We start from the raw sequence: 19,856 nt of genomic DNA on the forward strand, positions 1-19,856 counted from the left end.
ACTGCCCGTGGCCTACGCGTCCTCCAGCACGTCGGCCGCATGATAAGACGATCGCACGAGCGGGCCGGCAACGACTTCCCTGAAACCGAGCGCCAGCCCCTCGTCGCGCCACGCGGCGAACGCGTCGGGGCTCACGTAGCGCCGCACCGGCAGATGATGCGCGGACGGCGCGAGGTACTGGCCGAGCGTCAGCACGTCGACCTCGTGCGCGCGCAGGTCGCGCAGCGTGTCCCGCACCTCGTCGTCGCGCTCGCCGAGCCCGAGCATCAAGCCCGATTTCGTCACGAGCGTCGGCCGCGCGGCCTTCGCCCGCGCGAGCAGTTCGAGCGAGCCGCGATAGTCGGCGCCCGGCCGCGCCGCGCGGTACAGCGACGGCACCGTCTCGATGTTGTGATTGAACACGTCCGGCCACGCCGACGACAACGCATCGAGCGCACGCGCGACGCGGCCGCGGAAATCGGGCGTCAGCACTTCGACGCCGATGCCCGGCACGCTCGCGCGCACCGCCGCGATGCAGGCGGCAAAATGCGCGGCACCGCCGTCGCGCAGGTCATCGCGATCGACCGACGTGATCACGACGTAGCGCAGTCCGAGCGCCGCGACCGCGTCGGCGAGCCGCGCGGGCTCGTCGGGATCGAGCGGCTCGGGACGGCCGTGCGCGACGTCGCAGAACGGGCAGCGCCGCGTGCACAGCCCGCCCATGATCATGAAGGTCGCGGTGCGCTGCGCGAAGCATTCGCCGATGTTCGGGCACATCGCCTCCTCGCAGACGGAATGCAGCCGGTGATCGCGCAGCACGGCCGCCATGTCGGCGACCGCCCCGCTCATCATCGGCCGCGCCCGCAGCCACGGCGGCTTCCGCAGCGCCGCGCCGGCCGCGGGCTCGACGCGCACCGGAATGCGCGCGAGCTTGTCGCGGCTCCTCGCGCCCGGCTGGCCGAGCGCGGTGAGGCTGGGTTGTTCGAGCGCGGGGGCCATCGTCAGTCTCCGAGAAACGCGACGATCAGGCGGTTCACGTCGGCAGCCGCCTCCATCTGCACCATGTGGCCGCTGCCTGCGATCACCTCGGCCCGCACGCCGTCCGGCAGGCCCTGCGCATGCCGAGCCGGAATCACCTGGTCGCGCTCACCCCAGATCACGAGCGTGCGCGGCGCGAGCGACCCGACGCGGTCGCGGAACACACGCCGCTGGGCCGCGCCGTCGAACGCGGCGGTCGCGATCTTCTCCAGCGCGGCCTGCACGCCCTCAAGCCGCTTGTACTTGACGAGATCCTCGACCAGTTGCCGCGTGACGAGCGCGTTGTCGGCGAACAACGCGCCGAGGTGCGGCTTCAGCGTATTGCGGCTGTTGCCGGCGACGAAGCCGTCGATGTAGCCGCGGTTGATGTCGGCGCCGAGCCCGGCGCTCGCGATCAGCGTCAGCGACGCCACGCGTTCCGGCGCGCGCTCGGCCGCCGCCATCGCGACCGCGCCGCCCATCGAATGACCGATCAGGTGCGCGCGGTCGATGTGCTGCGCATCGAGCAGCGCGAGCACCGCATCGGCCAGTTCGTCGAGGCTGCCGGTGTCGACCGCCTTGCCCGACTCGCCGTGCCCGGGCAAGTCGAGCGCCCACACGGGCCGGTGCGCGGCGAGCTCCGCATGGTTGAACAGCCAGTTGTTGAGGTCGCCGCCGAAGCCGTGGATCAGCACGGCGGGCGTGCCCGAACCGTCGCCGAGCTTCAGGAACCGGACCGTGCGTCCGCCGATCTGCGCCTTCTCGGGCTGCGGGCCCGCCGCGTCGTCGGCGCTCGCGCTCGGCACGAAATCGCGCTGGAATTCGGCGATCGCCGCATCGATGTCGGCATCGCTTGCCTCGGCCGCGGCCACCACGCCGAGCAGCGCACCGACCGGCAGCGTCTCGCCCTCCTGCGCGACCTGCCGGCGCAGCGTGCCGTCGAACGCGCACTCGACGCCCGACGAGATCTTGTCGGTCTCGACGTCGAGCACTTCGTCGCCCTTCGTCACGCGCTCGCCGATCGCCTTCAGCCAGCCGTTGACCTGCCCCTGCTCCATCGACAGCCCCCACTTGGGCATCGTGATCATGTGAATCGACATCGTGTCAGCTCCTCGTCTTGAGTACCGCCTGCGCGATCGCATCGGCGGACGGGATGTACAGGTCTTCCAGCACGCCGGCGAACGGCGCGGGCGTGTGCGGCGCGGTCACGAGCTCGATCGGCGCCTTGAGCGTTCGGAACGCGCGCTGTGCGACGAGCGCGGCGATGTCGGTCGCGATCGAGCAGCGCGGGTTCGCTTCGTCGACCACCACCACGCGCCCGGTGCGCGCCGCGCTTTCGAGGATCGTTTCCTCGTCGAGCGGCGACGTCGTGCGCAGGTCGATCACGTCGACGTGAATGCCGTCCTTCGCGAGCTTCGCGGCCGCATCGGTCGCGAGATGCACCATCCGGCCGTAGGTGACGATCGTCGCGTCGTCGCCTTCGCGCACGACGTTCGCCTCGCCGAACGGAATCGCATAGGATTCCTCCGGCACGTCGCCTTCGCGCGTGTAGAGCAGCTTGTGTTCGAGGAAGATCACGGGGTCGTTGTCGCGGATCGACTGGATCAGCAGCCCCTTCGCGTCGTAAGGCGTCGACGGGCACACGACCTTCAGCCCCGGAATGTGCGTAAACAACGACGTGAGCATCTGCGAATGCTGCGCGGCCGCTCGCAGCCCGGCGCCGTACATCGCGCGGATCACGACCGGCGTCACCGCCTTGCCGCCGAACATGTAGCGGAATTTCGCGGCCTGGTTGAAGATCTGGTCGAAGCACACGCCCATGAAATCGATGAACATCAGCTCCGCGACGGGCCGCATCCCGCACGCGGCCGCGCCGACCGCCGCGCCGATGTAGCCGCCTTCGGACAGCGGCGTATCGAGCACGCGGCCCGGAAACTTGTGGAACAGCCCCTTCGTCACGCCGAGCACGCCGCCCCATGCGTCGTCCTCGCCCGGCGCGCCCGCGCCGCCCGCGTTGTCCTCGCCCATCACGATCACGCTGTCGTCGCGCGCCATTTCCTGCGCGAGCGCCTCGTTGATCGCCTGCGAATAAGTGATCTTCCTTGCCATGTCTGTCTCCTGGGATATTCGGTTCGCCGTGCCGGCTGCCAGCGGGTGATTCAGGCCGCGCTCACGGGTACGACACGTACACGTCGGCCAGCAGGTCGGCCGCGTCGGGCAGCGGCGCGGCCTTCGCCTGCGCGACCGCGTCGTCGATCAGCGCCTTCACCTGCGCATCGATCGCACGCAGGTCGTCGGTCGTCAGCACCTCGGCACGCACGACGCGCGCTTCGAAATGCTTCAGGCAGTCCTTCTCGTCGCGCAGCTTCTGCACTTCGCCCGGCGCGCGGTAGGTCTGCGCGTCGCCTTCGAAGTGGCCGAAGTAGCGCGTGAACTTCACCTCGACGAGCGTCGGGCCGCCGCCGTTGCGCGCACGTGCGACGGCTTCGCCGAGTGCCTCGTGCACCGCGAAGAAGTCGAAGCCGTCGACGATCACGCCCGGCATCCCGAAGCCGTTCGCACGATCGGCGATGTTGTCGGTCGCGACCGACCAGCTCGACGACGTCGCTTCCGCATAGCCGTTGTTTTCGGCCACGAAGATCGCCGGCAGCCGCCATACCGACGCGAGATTCATCGATTCGAAGATCACGCCCTGGTTCGACGCACCGTCGCCGAAGAAGCACACGCCGACCCCGCCGGTCTTCTTGTGCCTGGCCGCGAGCGCCGCGCCGCACACGAGCGGGCCGCCCGCGCCGACGATCCCGTTCGCGCCGAGCATCCCCATCGACAGGTCGGCGATGTGCATCGAGCCGCCCTTGCCGTGACAGACGCCCGTCTTCTTGCCGTAGATCTCGGCCATCATCCCGTGCACGTCGACGCCTTTCGCGATGCAGTGGCCGTGCCCGCGGTGCGTGGTGGCGACGTAGTCTGCAAGTCCGAGGTGCAGCATCGTGCCGACCGCGGAGGCCTCCTCGCCCGCGTACAGGTGAACGAAGCCGGGAATTTCGCCGGTCGCGAACTCGACGTGCAGGCGCTCCTCGAATTCGCGGATCGTGCGCATCAGCCGGTAGGCGTCCAGCAGCGTGTCCCTGGTGAGCTGTGTCGAAACGGTCATGTGTGTCTCCTGGGTAGGTCTGACTGCGAATGCCGCCGCGGCAACGCCCCGGCGACGGATTGCACGGCTTGCGCCGTCAATGGAACGTGAAGCCGCCGCCGACGTTCACGGCCTGGCCGGTGACGTTGTCCATCGTCGCGAAGAACAGCGCGAGCCGGCCCATGTCGTCGGGCGTCTGCGCGACCATCGCGTCGACCTGCGCGGCCTGTGTGACGTCGACCTTCGCGATCGCCGCGCGACGGCCGAGCGCGCGCACCTCGCGGGCGGTCGCGTCGAGCGCGTCGTCGAGCCGATCGGTCAGCAGGATGTCGGCGCCCGCGCCGGCGAGCGTCAGCGCAATGCCGCGGCCGATGCCGCGCGCGCCGCCGGTCACGATGGCGACCCGGCCTTCGAGCGGGTTTTTCATGGCGATGTCTCCTTGATGATCGTCATGGATGTCGAAATGCCGCCCGGGACAGCGGAAGCTCAGCCGCGCCACGCGCCGGCATCGCGCAACAACTGCCGCGACGACGCGTAACGCAGCGTGCGGCCGACGTCGACCGTCAGCGGCCCGCGCCAGTCGAGCGCGATCTCGTAGCGGTCGCCGCGCGCGACCTCGATCTCGCGCTCGCCGTCGAACGCGAGCGTGCCGTGCTCGAACGGGATCGTCTGCCACGCACCCGGTTCGAGCCGCTCGCAACTGCGCATCACGACGCAATCGACACGTCCGGGTGCGATCGGCGCGACGAGCGGCGTGCCGGCCGTCGCGCCGTCGGCGGCAAAGCGCATCGCGAGCCCGTGCGGCGCGCTGCGCTCGAGCGGCGCCCACGCGCCGCCGAGCGCGGACAGGCCGATGCCGTCCGGCTCCGCAAAAGTCAGGTAGAGCGTGTCGATGTCGTCGGGCGCCGAGATCGCGCGCGCGCCGATGAAGCGCTGGCGGGCCGCGCACACGTCGACGAGCGCGATCTCCTCGCGTCCCGCGTTCGCGCCCGCGACGCATCGCACGACGAGCCGCTTGTTGCGCGTGAACGCGACCTCCGCCGGCACGGCGCCGGTCGCGGCGAGTCCTGCCGCGACGCCCGCGACGGTCGCCTCGCGCTGTTCGGGAAACGCGTTGTTGGTGCCGGTGGACAGCGCGACGAGCGGCGTCGCGCCGCAATGCGCGGCGACCGCGCGGTGGGTGCCGTCGCCGCCGAGCACGACGATCAGCGCGACTTCCATCCGGCGCAGGTATGCGGCGCCGGCCTGCGTGTCGGCGACGGTGTCCGAGATCGGCAGGTCGACGAATTCGACGTCGGGCCAGCGCTCGTGCGGCGCGACCGCGCGATGCGTCTCGAGCGCACGCATCAGCAGCGTCGCGATGCCCGTCTTGTCGCGCAAGGTCAGCACGCGCTCGACGCCCATCGCGCCGAGGCCGGCGAGCAGGCGCACGACCATGTTGGCCTTTTCCGCCGTCGGGAATACGGATGCATGCGTCGTCAGACGGCGAATGTCGCGCCCCGATGCGGGGTTCGCGATCACGCCGACGGTCACGGGCGTCGTCACGGGCTTGTCTCCATCCAGTGGACCGGCGCTCGCGCGCCGGGCCTGCATGTGTCGTCCGCCGTCATCGAGGGCAGCGGATCGTCGTCGCCGACGCGATCGCGCCGGACTTGCCCGTGACATCTGCAAGCGGCGTGCCACCGTGTGTGCAATGACCGCGGAACCCGCATGCGGACTGGCTCGGCGGGGATGCCTGTCATCGGCACCGGCTGCCGTGACGGCCCGACGCGCCGCGAAACCGCCGGTGCGTCTCACGCCGCCGATCTCCCGGCGCGCCGGTTTCGGCACCTTCATCCGGGTTGCGATTTCGCCGGCAAGCCACGCGGATCACGGCGCGGCGCGCGATGCCGTGCGCCGGACCACCGTTGCGCGTGGCATGTCCACGCGTCTCAAGCGCGTCTCAAGCGCGCGAGACCGGCTGAGATACCGCTGAGACGAACGTCTCATGCCGCGCGCGTGCTGCGATGCAATGTGATCCGCGCAAGCGGATGTGCTACAAGAACATCGAATTCCCCGCCGTACGGAACCGGAGCCGACCATGCCCTACGCCGTCCCCCAGGCCCAGCACGCCGACCGTGTGCTCGGCGCGCTCGCCGGACGCCTGCCCGCGCCCGCCGATTCCGCGCGTCTCGTGTCGTCGTGGCAGCGCTCGCTCGAGCGCTACGCGCTCGACCCGGCGTCGTCGATCGGCCCGCGCGTGCTGACCGCGGCCGAGCTGCGCGAGGTGCGCGACAAGGAGGAGGCCTTCCTGCGCGCATCGGGCCAGTGCCTGACGCGGCTGCACGACATGATTCGCGTCGCCGACTATTGCGTGATGCTGACCGACGCGCACGGCGTGACGATCGACTACCGGATCGACCGCGAACGCCGCAACGACTTCCGCCATGCGGGGCTGCACATCGGCTCGTGCTGGTCGGAGAGCGAGGAAGGCACCTGCGGCGTCGCGAGCGTGCTGACCGATCTCGCGCCGATCACCGTGCACAAGACCGATCACTTCCGCGCGGCGTTCACGACGCTCACCTGCAGCGCGGCTCCGATCTTCGCGCCGGGCGGCGAACTGATCGGCGTGCTCGATGCGTCGGCTGTCCAGTCGCCCGACGGCCGCGACAGCCAGCGTCTCGTGTACCAGCTCGTGCGGCAGAGCGCGGCGCTGATCGAGGACGGGTATTTCGTGCACAGCACCGCGCCGCACTGGATATTGTTCGGGCATCCGAATCGTCACTACGTCGAAGCGCAGCCCGAATGGCTGATCGCGTTCGACGAATGCGGCAATATCGTCGCCGCGAACCGGCAGGCGCGCGACGCGCTGCCGGCGCTGCGCGAACCGCGCCACATCGACGAGATCTTCGACGCGACCGAGATGCCGCTGCGCGACGCCGCGCGGCTCGATGCGATCGTCGCGCTGCGGTTGCGCGCGACCGGCACCCCGCTCTATGCGCGGCTGCGCGCGCCGCTGCGGCGCGCCGGCCGCGAACCCGGCACGGCATCGCGCCGCCCCGGCACCGCGCAGCGCCACGTCGGCGCGCTGACGCCGTTCCTGCACAGCAGCGACGCGCGCGTCGCGCGGCAGGCCGAACTTGCGCTGCGGGTCGCGAGCAAGCGGCTGCCGATCCTCGTGCTCGGCGAAACCGGCGCGGGCAAGGAAGTATTCGCCCGCGCGATCCACGACGCCGGTGCGCGGCGCGCGCGGCCGTTCGTCGCGGTCAACTGCGGCGCGCTGCCCGAGGCGCTGATCGAAAGCGAGCTGTTCGGCTACGCGGCCGGCGCGTTCACCGGCGCGCGCAAGCATGGCGCGCGCGGCAAGATCGCGCTCGCCGACGGCGGCACGCTGTTCCTCGACGAAATCGGCGACATGCCGCTCACGCTGCAGACACGCCTGCTGCGCGTGCTCGCCGACGGCGAGGTCGTGCCGCTCGGCAGCGATACGCCGGTACGCGTCGATCTCGACGTGATTTGCGCGACGCACCGCGATCTCGCACAGATGGTGGCCGACGGCACGTTCCGCGAGGATCTGTATTACCGGCTGAGCGGGGCGACGTTCGAGCTGCCGCCGCTGCGCGAGCGCGCGGACGTGCGCGACGTGATCGCCGCGGTGTTCGCAGAAGAGGCGCAGGCGACCGGCCACGTGCTCACGCTCGACGCGACGCTCGCCGAGCAGTTCGCCGCGTCGCCGTGGCCCGGCAACGTGCGGCAGTTGCGCAACGTGCTGCGCTATGCGTGCGCGGTGTGCGACGGCGCACGCGTGACGCGGCGCGACCTGCCGGCCGATCTCGCCGCACAGCTCGGCGCCGGCCCGGCCGGCGCGCTGCCGGACGACGAACGCGGCCGCATCGTCGCGGCGCTGACCGCGCATCGCTGGCGGCCCGACGCGGCCGCGCAGGCGCTCGGCATCTCGCGGGCGACGTTGTACCGGCGGATCGCGAAACACCGGATCGTCGCACCCCACCGCCTCTGATGCCGCCAGCGCATCGGCATGCTTCGCATCACGCGGCGTGCGCGACCGCTTCGGTCGTGCCGCCATCCCGGCCGGCCGCTTCATCGCGCCGCGCGAACACCTCGTGCGCGGCGAACAACGCGTTGAGGGCAGCCGGAAACCCCGCGTAGACGGCCATCTGCATGAACACCTCGACGATCTCGTCGCGCGTGCAGCCGACGTTCAACGCGGCCTCGACATGCACCTTCAATTGCGGCTGCGCGTTGCCGAGCGCGGCCAGCGCGGCGATCGTCGCGATCTCGCGCGCCTTCAGGTCGAGCTGCGGCCGGCTGTAGATGTCGCCGAAACCGAACTCGACAAGCAGCCGCCCGAAGTCCGGTGCGATCGGCGCAAGCGCCGCGATCACGCGTTCGCCCACTTCGCCGTCGATTTCCTTCAGCTTGTTCCAGCCGCGCGCATAGCGATCTTCAACGAGTCGTTCCATGGTGTCCGTCCTGTTCCGGTAATGATTGAGTCGGGTTCGCCCGTCGTTCCGTCTCGCGTTCCTGCGTCTCGTAGTACGCGATCTTGTCGCCGATCGCGTCGAGGCTCGCCTGCAGCTCCGCGATATGCGCGCGCACCGCGTCGCGATGCGCGGCCAGCAAGCGCCGCCGCGCACCGAACGTCGATTCGCCTTGCGCACGCAGCGCCGCGAACTGCTGCATCTGCGCGATCGGCATGCCGGTCGCCTTCAGGCGCATCACGAAGGCAAGCCAGTCAAGGTCGGCCGGCGCATAGAGCCGGTGCCCGGCCGCCGTGCGCGAAATCGCGCGCAGCAGGCCGGCCTGCTCGTAATACCGCAGCGTATGCGTCGACACGCCGGTCAGTTCGGCGACTTGCCCGATCGTGAGCGGACCGGCGGCGGAAGATCTGGATACGGTTTTCGACATGGCAGGAACAAGGTTAGGAGTTAGAGTTCACTCTAAGTCAAGCATTGTCGAACGACCAAGTCCGACAAGATAAAATCGCCGCCGCACACACCGTAAAGAATGGTCAAAACCGCCGCCCGGCACGGCTTTCCTTCTTTACAGCGACGCAAGCCTTCAGCAAGATTCCGTCAGCCTGTCTTAAAAAGGGCACGCATTTGTCCTATGCTTAACGGCGACGCCCGGCCGGGTCTCGCCCCGTCGTCCGTTGCAACAGCCATTCATCCGTCAGAACCAGGGAGCCTTTGCCATGCTGAAAAAGCTGCTGATGCTGTTCGTCGCGCTATCGCTGTCGCTTGCCGCCGGCCTCGCCGCGGCCGTCGAAGTCAACACGGCCGACCAGACCGCGCTCGAATCGGTGAAGGGCCTCGGGCCCGTGAAGTCGAAGGCGATCATCGACGAGCGCACCAAGAACGGCCCGTTCAAGGATGCGGACGATCTCGCGAACCGCGTGAAGGGTCTCGGCACGAAGTCGGTCGGGCATCTCGAGGAAAACGGCCTGACGATCGGCGGCGCGTCGACGCCGCCGAAGGGCGTGAAGCTGTCGAAGCCGGCCGCGACGACGCCGGCGACCACGTCGGCCACGACGTCGGCAGGCACCGCACCGACGTCGACGACCGCGACGGCCGGCACGACGGCGACGGCACCGGCGACGGCACCGGCCGCGAGCGCACCGGAAGCGGCGACCAAGCCGGCCAAGAGCAAGCGCGCATCGAAGAAGGACAAGGCGGCCGCAGCCGCGGCGGCATCCGCCGACGCGGGCGCGAGCGCGCCGGCCGCAGCGTCGTCCACGAAGGCGACGAAGGGGTCGAAGAAGAAGAGCAAGAAGGACAAGGCAGCCTCCGCCGCCGCGGCGTCGGGTGCCTGATGTGCGCCGCGCGCGCGACGGCGTGCGCGCGGCATTCGATCAACGGGCGCCGTCGTGGCGGCGCCCTTTTCAGTGAAGGTGAAGAACCATGGGTCTCCTCGATATCGTTGGCGGTCTGCTCGGCGGCCAGGCCGGCGGCAACTCGCAAAGCGCGCTCATCACGACCGCGCTCGAATTCATCAACAACCAGCCGGGCGGCCTGAACGGGCTGATCGAGAAGTTCAAGGCCGGCGGCGCCGGCGACATCATCGGCTCGTGGGTCGGCACCGGCCAGAACCAGCCGATCACGCCGGACACGCTGCAGAACGTGCTCGGCTCGGACGCGATCGGCGCGCTGGCAAGCAAGTTCGGCGTCGATCCGTCGATGGCATCGACCGTCCTCGCGCAGGTGCTGCCGCACGTCGTCAACCACGCGACGCCGGACGGCACGGTGCCGGCCGACGGCCAGGCGCAGGTCGACCCGTCGAATCTGATCGGCTCGCTGTCGCAGCTCGCCGGCATGTTCGGCGGCAACAAGCAGGGCTGAGCCCGCACGTCACCCGCTGACGGCCTCGGCAGCGGTTTCGGCCGCTCCATATGCAAACACCCCGCCAACGCGGGGTGTTTGTTTTTGCGCGCCCGGCGCGAACCGGGCGTGCGGCCGATCACCGGCGATCAATGCACGACGCGGTCGAACACGAACTTGCCGTCGTTGACGTCGACCGGGATCACGTCCTTCGGACCGAAGCGGCCCGCGAGGATCAGCTTCGCGACCGGGTTCTCGATCTCCTGCTGGATCGCGCGCTTCAACGGCCGGGCGCCGAACAGCGGATCGTAGCCGACCTTCCCGATCTGTTCGAGCGCCGCCGGCGACACGTCGAGCGCCATGTCGAGCTTCGCGAGCCGGTCGTGCAGGCGCGCGAGCTGGATCTTCGCGATCGATTCGATGTTGCTGCGATCGAGCGCGTGGAACACGACGACGTCGTCGATCCGGTTCAGGAACTCGGGGCGGAAGTGCTGCTTCACCTCGAGCCACACGGCGTCCTTGATCTCTTCCTGCGGCGCGCCCGTCATTGCCTGGATCACCTGCGAGCCGAGGTTCGACGTCATCACGATCACCGTGTTCTTGAAGTCGACCGTACGCCCCTGCCCGTCGGTCATGCGGCCGTCGTCGAGCACCTGCAGCAGCACGTTGAACACGTCCGGATGCGCCTTCTCGATCTCGTCGAGCAGGATCACGCTGTACGGCTTGCGGCGCACGGCTTCGGTCAGGTAGCCGCCTTCCTCGTAGCCGACATAGCCCGGCGGCGCGCCGATCAGCCGCGCGACGCTGTGCTTCTCCATGAACTCGCTCATGTCGATGCGGATCAGGTGCTCTTCCGAATCGAACAGGAACGACGCCAGCGCCTTGCACAGCTCGGTCTTGCCGACACCCGTCGGGCCGAGGAACAGGAACGAGCCGTACGGACGGTTCGGATCGGCGAGACCCGCGCGCGAACGACGGATCGCATCCGCGACCGCGCCGATCGCCTCGTGCTGGCCAACCACGCGCTCGTGCAGCTTTTCCTCGATGTGCAGCAGCTTCTCGCGTTCGCCCTGCATCATCCGCGACACCGGAATCCCGGTCGCGCGCGACACGACTTCCGCGATTTCTTCCGCGCCGACCTGCGTGCGCAGCAGACGCGGACGCGTCGGGTTGTGCTGCTCCTGCTCTTCGGCCTGCGTGACCTGCTTCAGTCGCGACTCGAGTTGCGGCAGCTTGCCGTACTGCAGTTCGGCGACCTTCTCCAGCTTGCCTTCACGTTGCAGACGCGCGATGTCGGCCCGCACCTTCTCGATCTCTTCCTTGAGCTGCGCGCTGCCCTGCACCGCGGCCTTCTCGGCGGTCCAGATCTCTTCCAGGTCCGCATATTCGCGGCCGAGGCGCTCGATCTCTTCCTCGATCAGCTGCAGACGCTTCTGCGACGCTTCGTCCTGCTCCTTCTTCACGGCCTCGCGCTCGATCTTCAGCTGGATCAGCCGGCGGTCGAGCTTGTCCATCTCTTCGGGCTTCGAATCGATTTCCATCTTGATCTTCGACGCGGCCTCGTCGATCAGGTCGATCGCCTTGTCCGGCAGGAAACGATCGGTGATGTAGCGGTGCGACAGCTCGGCCGCGGCGACGATCGCCGGGTCGGTGATGTCGACGCCGTGGTGCAGCTCGTACTTCTCCTGCAGCCCGCGCAGGATCGCGATCGTCGCCTCGACGCTCGGCTCGTCGACGAGCACCTTCTGGAAGCGGCGCTCGAGCGCGGCGTCCTTCTCGATGTACTTGCGATATTCGTCGAGCGTGGTCGCGCCGATGCAGTGCAGCTCGCCGCGCGACAGCGCCGGCTTCAGCATGTTGCCCGCGTCCATCGCGCCTTCGGCCTTGCCGGCGCCGACCATCGTGTGGATCTCGTCGATGAACACGATCGTCTGGCCTTCGTCCTTCGCGATGTCGTTGAGCACGGCCTTCAGGCGCTCCTCGAACTCGCCGCGATACTTCGCGCCGGCGAGCAGCGCGGCCATGTCGAGCGACAGCACGCGCTTGCCCTTCAGCGTCTCGGGCACTTCGCCGTTGACGATCCGCTGCGCCAGCCCTTCGACGATCGCGGTCTTGCCGACGCCCGGCTCGCCGATCAGCACCGGGTTGTTCTTGGTGCGACGCTGCAGGATCTGGATCGAGCGGCGGATTTCGTCGTCGCGGCCGATCACCGGATCGAGCTTGCCCACGCGGGCGCGCTCGGTCAGGTCGACCGTGTATTTCTTCAGCGCCTCGCGCTGGCTTTCAGCGTCCTGGCTGTGCACCTGCGAGCCGCCGCGCACCGCGGCGATCGCGGCTTCGAGCGCCTTGCGCGTGAGGCCGTGCTGACGGGCGAGCTTGCCGGCCTCGCCCTTGTCGTCGGACGCGGCGAGCAGGAACATCTCGCTCGCGATGAACGTGTCGTTGAGCTTCTGTGCTTCCTTGTCGGCCTGGTTCAGCAGCCCGGCCAGTTCACGGCCGATCTGGATGTCGCCGCCCGTGCCCGTCACTTGCGGCAGGCGCGAAATGGCTTCGTTCAGCGCGCCTTGCAGCGCCTGCACGTGAACACCCGCGCGCGACATCAGCGAGCGGGCGGAGCCGTCCTGCTGCGCGACCAGCGCCGCCAGCACGTGAACGGGTTCGATGTATTGATTGTCGCGGCCTGCCGCGAGGCTTTGCGCGTCCGAGAGCGCTTCCTGGAACTTGGTGGTGAGCTTGTCGATTCTCATTCAGTGAGACCTCCAATTTTCGATTAACACCAAGATGTGGATGGTTATACGGGTTTCAAGCGAAATTCGGGTTGATTCAGCGCAAAAATTGCCGGGAGGCGACGCGGCGGCCCGCGGACGGGCTGCAGCCGGATGACGGGGGCGGTGCCGGCGTGTCAGCCGGCCTTCGATGCCGATTCGACAGACGCCGGGGCGTCATCGTCGGACGGCTCGGCACGCACCCGTGCAATCGGACGAATGCCGAGCAGCGCGGCGAGCGGCGACGCGGACACGGTCAGCTCGCCGAGCGTGTGACGATCGAGTTCGGCGAAGAACGCATCGCGTGCAGCCGCCAGCACACCCTTCAGGCGGCACTGCGGCTCGATCACGCAGCCGCGCGACTCGTCGCCGTCGGCCGCGAAGCAGCCGACCAGCGCGAAATCGCTCTCGGTCGCGCGCACCACCTGGCCGACCGTCAGCTTCAGCGATTCGGGAAACAGCCGCAGCCCGCCGTTGCGGCCGCGGACGGTATCGACCCAGCCGAGCTCGCCGAGCTGCTGAACGACCTTCATCAGATGGTTCTTCGAAATGCCGTAGGCGTCCGAGATCTCCTGGATCGTCGCGAGCCCTTCGCCGCGCACGGCGAGGTACAGCATGACGCGCAACGAGTAGTCGGTGTAGTCGGTGAGTCTCATGAGCGAATACGGAAAATTATCAATCGCACCCCAATTGAGCGAACCGGGTCAATCGGAACGCGCGCCGGGGCGGCTGTCGAGGCCGCTTGACGGCGCCGGGTTGCCGGGACGGCCTGTGCACAATAAGATGCATGACATATGCGCATTTTTCAGGCATTGGTGGACGCTATTTTGCGTCAAAATTCTGTCGGCGTCCTGCGCGTTGCCCGCGCTGCCGTTCCGCCGGTACGGCGCCGACGCTCCGATTTTCCCGGCCCTTTTTTTGCCATGACCGCCCTGCCCGCCTCGCCTGATACCGCCCCGGCCCGCCTCCGCGACGCCGAACCGACCGAAGACAACATCCGCGACCTCGTGTACGCGTTCTACGAGCGCGTGCGCGCCGATCCGCTGCTCGGGCCCGTGTTCGACGCGAAGCTGGACGGCCGCTGGGACGACCATCTGCCGAAGATGGTCAGCTTCTGGTCGAGCCTCGTGCTCGGCACCAAGGGCTATCGCGGCAACGTGCAGCAGGCGCACCAGCCGCTCGACGGGATCGAGCCCGCGCATTTCAGCCGCTGGCTGTCGCTGTTCCTGAAGACCGTCGAGGGGCGCTACACGCCGCCCGCGGCCATCCGCTTCATGGAGCCCGCGCTGCGGATCGCGCAGAGCCTGCAGTTGAGCCGCTTCGGCTGGGATTATCAGATTCCGCCCGAGCAGCAGGCGCTGCTCGACGCGATCGCGCCACGCCGCCGCGACACGGGCGACGATCCGCATGCGTTGCCGTCACGCGCCCGCGGCGAGCCGTTTCCGACGAAGATCATCGGGCGCGGTACGGACCCGGACGCCTGACACGACGACCCGCGGCACGCGAGCGCCTGCGGCACATGGCCGCACGACGCGACGCCGCGCTCAACGCGGCGCGTTGCCCGATTCGACGCCCCAGCGCGCGAGCGCCGCATCGTCGGTGCTGCGGGCATCGACCCAGCGCTCGCCGTCCGGCGTCGTCTCCTTCTTCCAGAACGGCGCCTCGGTCTTGAGGTAGTCCATCACGAACTCGCACGACGCGAACGCATCGCCGCGATGCGACGCGACCGTCGCGACCATCACGATCTGGTCGAGCGGCAGCAGCCGGCCGACGCGATGCACGATCGCGACGTCGATCCCCGGCCAGCGCCGGCCGGCCTCGGCGGCGATCTTCTCGAGCGCCTTCTCGGTCATCCCCGGATAGTGCTCGAGCTCCATCGCGGCGACCGAATCGCCTTCGTTCAGGTCGCGCACGGTGCCGACGAAGCACGCGACCGCGCCGATCCTCGGGTTGCGCGCGCGCAGCGCCGCCACTTCGGCGCTCAGGTCGAAATCGTCGGTCTGGACTCGTACCGTAGCCATTGCCCGTCCCTCAACCGCCCGTCACGGGCGGAAAAAACGCGACCTCGCAACCGTCGGTGAGCCGCGTGCCGGGGTCGGTCATCTCGTGATTGCATGCCATGCGCAACGCGCGCCCTTCGGCGAGCGTCTCGGCCCACGCGCCGCCGCGCAGGCGCAGCCACGCGCGCACGTCGCCGACGGTGGTCACGCCGTCCGGCACGTCGGCCTGCTCGTCGGACACGCCGAGCGCCTCGCGCACGCTTGCAAAGAATTTCAGCTGAATCTTCATAGGTCGGGAAGCTGTCGCGTTACGACAGCAGTTCGGAAAACGGAATGAAACGCACGGTCTCGCCCGCGCTGATCGCGTGCTGCGGCGGATTGTCGATCAGGCCGTCGCCCCAGACCGTCGACGTCAGCACCGCCGAACTCTGGTTCGGGAACAGATCGAGGCCGCCGGCCGCGTTGACGCGCGCGCGCAGGAATTCGTTGCGCCGGTCGCCCTTGCCTTGCGAGAAGTCCGCGCGCAGCGACAGCGCGCGCGGCGCGACGTCGCGCACGCCGGACAGGCGCAGCAGGAACGGCCGCACGAACAGCAGGAACGTGACGAAGCTCGACACGGGGTTGCCCGGCAGCCCGATGAAATGCGCGTCGGAACGCGCGTCGCCACGGCGCACCGCGCCGAACGCGAGCGGCTTGCCGGGCTTCATCGCGATCTGCCACAACGCGAGCCGCCCTTCGGCCTCGACGGCCGGCTTGACGTGATCCTCGTCGCCGACCGATACGCCGCCGCTGGTCAGGATCACGTCGTGATCGCGCGCGGCCTCGCGCAGCGTGTCGCGGGTCGCGGTGAGCGAGTCGGGCACGATCCCGTAGTCGGTCACGTGGCAGCCGAGCCGCTCGAGCAGCCCGCGCAGCGTGAAGCGGTTCGAGTTGTAGATCGCGCCGGGCTTCAGCGGCTCGCCCGGCATCGTCAGTTCGTCGCCGGTGAAGAACACCGCGACGCGGATGCGCCGCGCGACCGACAGCTGCGCGCTGCCGACCGACGCGGCCAGCCCGAGCGCCTGCGGCGTGAGTCGCGTGCCGGCCGGCAGGATCACCGAACCCTGGCGGATGTCCGCGCCCTGCGCGGTGATCCATTCACCGGCCTTCGGCGTGTGCAGGATCTCGACCGCATCGCCGTCGGCCGATGTCTGCTCCTGCATCACGACGGCGTCGGCGCCGGGCGGCACCGTCGCGCCGGTGAAGATCCGCGCGGCCGTGCCCGCCGCGAGCGGCGCGGCCGGGTGGCCGGCCGGAATCCGCTGCGACACCGGCAGGCGCCGCTCGCCGTGCAACAGGTCGGCGACGCGCACCGCATAGCCGTCCATCGCGCTCGTATGCATCGGCGGCACGTCGAGCGGCGAGCTCACGTCGGCCGCCAGCACGCGGCCGAGCCCATCGAGCGTGGCGACGGTTTCGGCGCCGGGCAGCGACTTCGCGGCTTCGAGCAGCGCGGCAAGCGCTTCGGCGGTCGACAGCATCGGCGCGCGCGGCGCCGCGGGATTCGGGTTCGACATCGATGGAATCGGGGATCGTTGGAGTCAATACGTCATTGTAGCGACGCCGTCGCGCCCACGCGCGATATGCCGGACATGCGACAACTGTGATCGGCGCGAACGCGCGGAACTGGCACTTGTTTCGTCGTGCAGCGGACGGCTCGCCCGCGCACGGCCGCCACCAAACGAAACGGCCGGAACCCCGATCCGTGCGACGAATCGGCATTCCGGCCGTCCTGCGCCGCCGGGCTTGCGACCCCGCGGCCCGGCGCTACCCAGGGGCTCTGTTACGCGCCCGTATGCGCGACGATGAAATCCTTCACCTGCTGCGCGTCGGCCTTCACGACCTCGAAACGCTGCGGCAGCGCCTCGAGCCCGTCGAATGCGGCCGGCCGCTCGGCCTCGCGATCGAGCGCTTCGCGGATCGTCTCGCCGAACTTGATCGGCTGGGCGGTCTCGAGCACGACCATCGGCACGCCTGCATCGAGATGCTCGCGCGCGACCTTCACGCCGTCGGCCGTGTGCGTATCGATCATCGTGTCGTAGCGCGAGAACACGTCGCGGATCGTCGCGATGCGGTCCGTGTGGCTGCTGCGGCCCGACACGAAGCCGAACTCGGCCACGCGCGCGAAATCGCCGCTCGCCGCGAGATCGAAACCGCCCTTCTCCTCGACGTCGCGGAACAGTTGCATCACGCGGGCCGGATCGCGGCCGAGCAGGTCGAACACGAAGCGCTCGAAGTTCGACGCCTTCGAGATGTCCATGCTCGGGCTGCTCGTGTGATACGTGTTCTCGGCGCTGCGCACGCGGTATGCGCCCGTGCGAAAGAACTCGTCGAGCACGTCGTTCTCGTTGGTCGCGACCACGAGCTTCGCGATCGGCAGGCCCATCATCCGCGCGATGTGACCCGCGCAGACGTTGCCGAAGTTGCCCGACGGCACCGTGAACGACACGCGCTCGTCGTTGGACGTCGTCGCCGCGAAATAGCCCTTGAAGTAGTACACGACCTGCGCGACGACGCGCGCCCAGTTGATCGAGTTGACCGTGCCGATCTTCTGCTGCGCCTTGAACGCGTGATCGTTCGACACGGCTTTCACGATGTCCTGGCAGTCGTCGAACACGCCTTCGACCGCGAGGTTGAAAATGTTCGGATCCTGCAGGCTGAACATCTGGGCGGTCTGGAACGCGCTCATCTTCTTGTGCGGCGACAGCATGTAGACGCGCACGCCGGCCTTGCCGCGCATCGCGTATTCGGCCGCGCTGCCCGTGTCGCCCGACGTCGCGCCGAGGATGTTCAGCGCTTCGCCGTGCTTCGCGAGCGTGTACTCGAACAGGTTGCCGAGCAGCTGCATCGCCATGTCCTTGAACGCGAGCGTCGGGCCGTTCGACAGTTCGAGCAGCGAGATCGGCGCGCCGTTCTCGGTGCCGAGCGTCTTCAGCGGCGTGATGTCGGACGCGTTCTCGCCGTGGCGCGTGTTGCTGTACACGGCGGCCGTGTAGGTGCGGCGCGTGATCGCGCGCAGGTCGTCGGCCGGCACGTCGTCGCAGAACTTCGACAGGATCTCGAACGCGAGATCCGCATACGGCAGCGCGCGCCAGCGCGCGAGTTCGTCGGCGGACACCTTCGGGTACTCGGCCGGCAGGTACAGCCCGCCGTCCTTCGCGAGGCCGCCGAGCAGGATGTCGGAGAACGTGTGGCGCTCGCCGATGCCGGCGCCGCGCGTGGAGATGTAGTTCATGTCGTTCCTGGCCCTCAGTTCAGCGCTTCCATCCGCAGCTTCGTCACCTTCGAGACCACCGTCGCGAGGCTCTCGATCTGCGCGATCGCCGCGTTGATGTGCTTCTCGAGCGTCTCGTGCGTGATCAGGATGATGTCGGTTTCGCCGTTCGCGTCGTCGACCTGCTCCGATTCCTTCTGCAGCAGCGCGTCGATCGAGATGCCGGTATCGGCGAGGATCCGCGTGATGTCCGCGAGCACGCCGGTCTGGTCGGCCACGCGCAGGCGCAGGTAGTAGCCGCTCGTGACTTCCTCGATCGGCAGGATCGGCGTGTTCGACAGGCTGTCCGGCTGGAACGCGAGATGCGGCACGCGATGCTCGGGGTCGGCCGTGTGCAGGCGCGTGACGTCGACGAGGTCCGCGACGACCGCCGACGCGGTCGGCTCCGCGCCGGCGCCCTTGCCGTAGTACAGCGTCGTGCCGACCGCGTCGCCGTGCACGACGACCGCGTTCATCGCGCCCTCGACGTTCGCGAGCAGGCGCTTCTCAGGAATCAGCGTCGGGTGCACGCGCAGCTCGATGCCGTTTTCGGCGCGGCGCGTGATGCCGAGGAGCTTGATCCGGTAGCCGAGCTCTTCCGCGTAGCGGATGTCGGTCGCGTCGAGCTTGCTGATGCCTTCGACATACGCGCGGTCGAACTGCACCGGCACGCCGAACGCGATCGCGCTCATGATGGTCGCCTTGTGCGCGGCATCGACGCCTTCGATGTCGAAGGTCGGATCGGCTTCCGCGTAGCCGAGTTCCTGCGCGGCCTTCAGCGCGGTCGCGAAGTCAAGGCCGCGGTCGCGCATTTCCGACAGGATGTAGTTCGTCGTGCCGTTGATGATGCCCGCGATGTACTGGATGCGGTTCGCGGTCAGGCCTTCGCGCAGCGCCTTGATGATCGGGATGCCGCCGGCGACGGCCGCCTCGAACGCGACCATCACGCCCTGTTCGCGCGCCGCCTCGAAGATCTCGGTGCCGTGCACCGCGAGCAGCGCCTTGTTTGCCGTCACGACGTGCTTGCCGTTCGCGATCGCGCGCAGCACGAGCTCGCGCGCGATGCCCGTGCCGCCGATCATCTCGGCGATGATCGAGATCGACGGATCGTCGACGACCGCGTTGAAATCGTCGGTGATCTGCGCGGCGCCGGCGTTACCGCCGAGCGCGGCCTGCGCCTTGGCCGGGTTGCGCACCGCAATGCGCACGACCTCGATGCCGCGCCCCGCGCGTCGCTTGATTTCTTCCTGGTTGCGGTGCAGCACCGTGAAGGTGCCGCTGCCGACGGTGCCGAAGCCCAACAGGCCAACTTTGATCGGTTCCATGCTGCGTGTGATCGATGAGTAAGAATTGAAT

General features: G+C 68.8%; 18 protein-coding genes and 1 pseudogene. 4 read left to right on the plus strand and 15 right to left on the minus strand.

The window, feature by feature from the left end:
• Window positions 1-12: 12 nt before the first annotated feature.
• From lipA to U5771_RS22440, 6 genes and pseudogenes are all read right to left on the minus strand, one after another.
• Window positions 13-978, minus strand: coding sequence for a lipoyl synthase (gene lipA, locus U5771_RS22415; RefSeq protein WP_322025985.1), 966 nt, complete (start codon window positions 976-978; stop codon window positions 13-15).
• Between the two features lie 2 nt (window positions 979-980).
• Window positions 981-2,096, minus strand: coding sequence for an acetoin dehydrogenase dihydrolipoyllysine-residue acetyltransferase subunit (locus tag U5771_RS22420; protein ID WP_322025986.1), 1,116 nt, complete (start codon window positions 2,094-2,096; stop codon window positions 981-983).
• A 4-nt stretch (window positions 2,097-2,100) separates the two neighbouring features.
• Window positions 2,101-3,105, minus strand: a complete 1,005-nt coding sequence (locus U5771_RS22425) for an alpha-ketoacid dehydrogenase subunit beta (protein ID WP_044847261.1) — start codon at window positions 3,103-3,105, stop codon at window positions 2,101-2,103.
• Window positions 3,106-3,166: 61 nt separating this feature from the next.
• Complete coding sequence (locus U5771_RS22430; protein WP_322025987.1) at window positions 3,167-4,150, minus strand: thiamine pyrophosphate-dependent dehydrogenase E1 component subunit alpha; 984 nt, start codon at window positions 4,148-4,150, stop codon at window positions 3,167-3,169.
• 151 nt (window positions 4,151-4,301) lie between these two features.
• A pseudogene (locus tag U5771_RS22435) lies at window positions 4,302-4,556 on the minus strand (SDR family NAD(P)-dependent oxidoreductase); the annotation flags it as partial.
• Between the two features lie 59 nt (window positions 4,557-4,615).
• Window positions 4,616-5,674: an ATP-NAD kinase family protein gene (locus U5771_RS22440; protein WP_322025989.1), complete on the minus strand. Its 1,059-nt coding sequence runs from the start codon at window positions 5,672-5,674 to the stop codon at window positions 4,616-4,618.
• Between the two features lie 535 nt (window positions 5,675-6,209).
• Between U5771_RS22440 and U5771_RS22445 the strand changes: the two genes are divergently transcribed.
• A complete protein-coding gene (locus tag U5771_RS22445) occupies window positions 6,210-8,126 on the plus strand; it encodes a sigma-54-dependent Fis family transcriptional regulator (protein ID WP_322025990.1) in 1,917 nt (638 codons plus the stop codon).
• Window positions 8,127-8,154: 28 nt separating this feature from the next.
• Here U5771_RS22445 and U5771_RS22450 read toward each other — a convergent pair whose 3' ends face one another.
• Complete coding sequence (locus U5771_RS22450; protein ID WP_322025991.1) at window positions 8,155-8,589, minus strand: carboxymuconolactone decarboxylase family protein; 435 nt, start codon at window positions 8,587-8,589, stop codon at window positions 8,155-8,157.
• A complete protein-coding gene (locus U5771_RS22455) occupies window positions 8,573-9,034 on the minus strand; it encodes a MerR family transcriptional regulator (RefSeq protein ID WP_322025992.1) in 462 nt (153 codons plus the stop codon). Before U5771_RS22455 ends, U5771_RS22450 begins: the two co-directional genes overlap by 17 nt.
• A gap of 286 nt (window positions 9,035-9,320) precedes the next feature.
• On the opposite strand from U5771_RS22455, the gene U5771_RS22460 reads away from it, so the two are divergent.
• Complete coding sequence (locus U5771_RS22460) at window positions 9,321-9,938, plus strand: ComEA family DNA-binding protein (protein ID WP_322025993.1); 618 nt, start codon at window positions 9,321-9,323, stop codon at window positions 9,936-9,938.
• 88 nt (window positions 9,939-10,026) lie between these two features.
• Window positions 10,027-10,464: a YidB family protein gene (locus U5771_RS22465; RefSeq protein ID WP_322025994.1), complete on the plus strand. Its 438-nt coding sequence runs from the start codon at window positions 10,027-10,029 to the stop codon at window positions 10,462-10,464.
• 128 nt (window positions 10,465-10,592) lie between these two features.
• Here the strand turns inward: U5771_RS22465 and clpB are convergent, their stop codons facing one another.
• Window positions 10,593-13,190 carry an ATP-dependent chaperone ClpB gene (gene clpB / locus U5771_RS22470; protein ID WP_322025995.1) on the minus strand — a complete coding sequence of 866 codons (2,598 nt, stop codon included), beginning with the start codon at window positions 13,188-13,190 and terminating at the stop codon, window positions 10,593-10,595.
• A 155-nt stretch (window positions 13,191-13,345) separates the two neighbouring features.
• Window positions 13,346-13,864, minus strand: coding sequence for an Rrf2 family transcriptional regulator (locus U5771_RS22475; protein ID WP_322025996.1), 519 nt, complete (start codon window positions 13,862-13,864; stop codon window positions 13,346-13,348).
• Window positions 13,865-14,131: 267 nt separating this feature from the next.
• Here U5771_RS22475 and U5771_RS22480 point away from each other — a divergent pair, with 267 nt between their 5' ends.
• Window positions 14,132-14,692, plus strand: a complete 561-nt coding sequence (locus U5771_RS22480) for a group III truncated hemoglobin (protein WP_322025997.1) — start codon at window positions 14,132-14,134, stop codon at window positions 14,690-14,692.
• Window positions 14,693-14,752: 60 nt separating this feature from the next.
• Here U5771_RS22480 and U5771_RS22485 read toward each other — a convergent pair whose 3' ends face one another.
• The 5 genes from U5771_RS22485 to U5771_RS22505 all read right to left on the minus strand — a co-directional run bounded on the left by U5771_RS22485 (window position 14,753) and on the right by U5771_RS22505 (window position 19,825).
• On the minus strand, window positions 14,753-15,229 hold the full coding sequence (locus U5771_RS22485) for a molybdenum cofactor biosynthesis protein MoaE (RefSeq protein ID WP_322025998.1): 477 nt from the start codon (window positions 15,227-15,229) through the stop codon (window positions 14,753-14,755).
• 10 nt (window positions 15,230-15,239) lie between these two features.
• Complete coding sequence (gene moaD, locus U5771_RS22490) at window positions 15,240-15,497, minus strand: molybdopterin converting factor subunit 1 (RefSeq protein ID WP_014896872.1); 258 nt, start codon at window positions 15,495-15,497, stop codon at window positions 15,240-15,242.
• Between the two features lie 19 nt (window positions 15,498-15,516).
• A complete protein-coding gene (glp, locus tag U5771_RS22495; protein ID WP_322025999.1) occupies window positions 15,517-16,764 on the minus strand; it encodes a gephyrin-like molybdotransferase Glp in 1,248 nt (415 codons plus the stop codon).
• 266 nt (window positions 16,765-17,030) lie between these two features.
• Window positions 17,031-18,482, minus strand: coding sequence for a threonine synthase (gene thrC / locus U5771_RS22500; RefSeq protein ID WP_322026000.1), 1,452 nt, complete (start codon window positions 18,480-18,482; stop codon window positions 17,031-17,033).
• 14 nt (window positions 18,483-18,496) lie between these two features.
• Window positions 18,497-19,825: a homoserine dehydrogenase gene (locus tag U5771_RS22505; protein WP_322026001.1), complete on the minus strand. Its 1,329-nt coding sequence runs from the start codon at window positions 19,823-19,825 to the stop codon at window positions 18,497-18,499.
• Window positions 19,826-19,856 lie beyond the last annotated feature (31 nt).

The sequence above is a fragment of the Burkholderia sp. BCC1977 genome, assembly GCF_905339595.1.
In the GTDB taxonomy this organism is placed as follows: domain Bacteria; phylum Pseudomonadota; class Gammaproteobacteria; order Burkholderiales; family Burkholderiaceae; genus Burkholderia.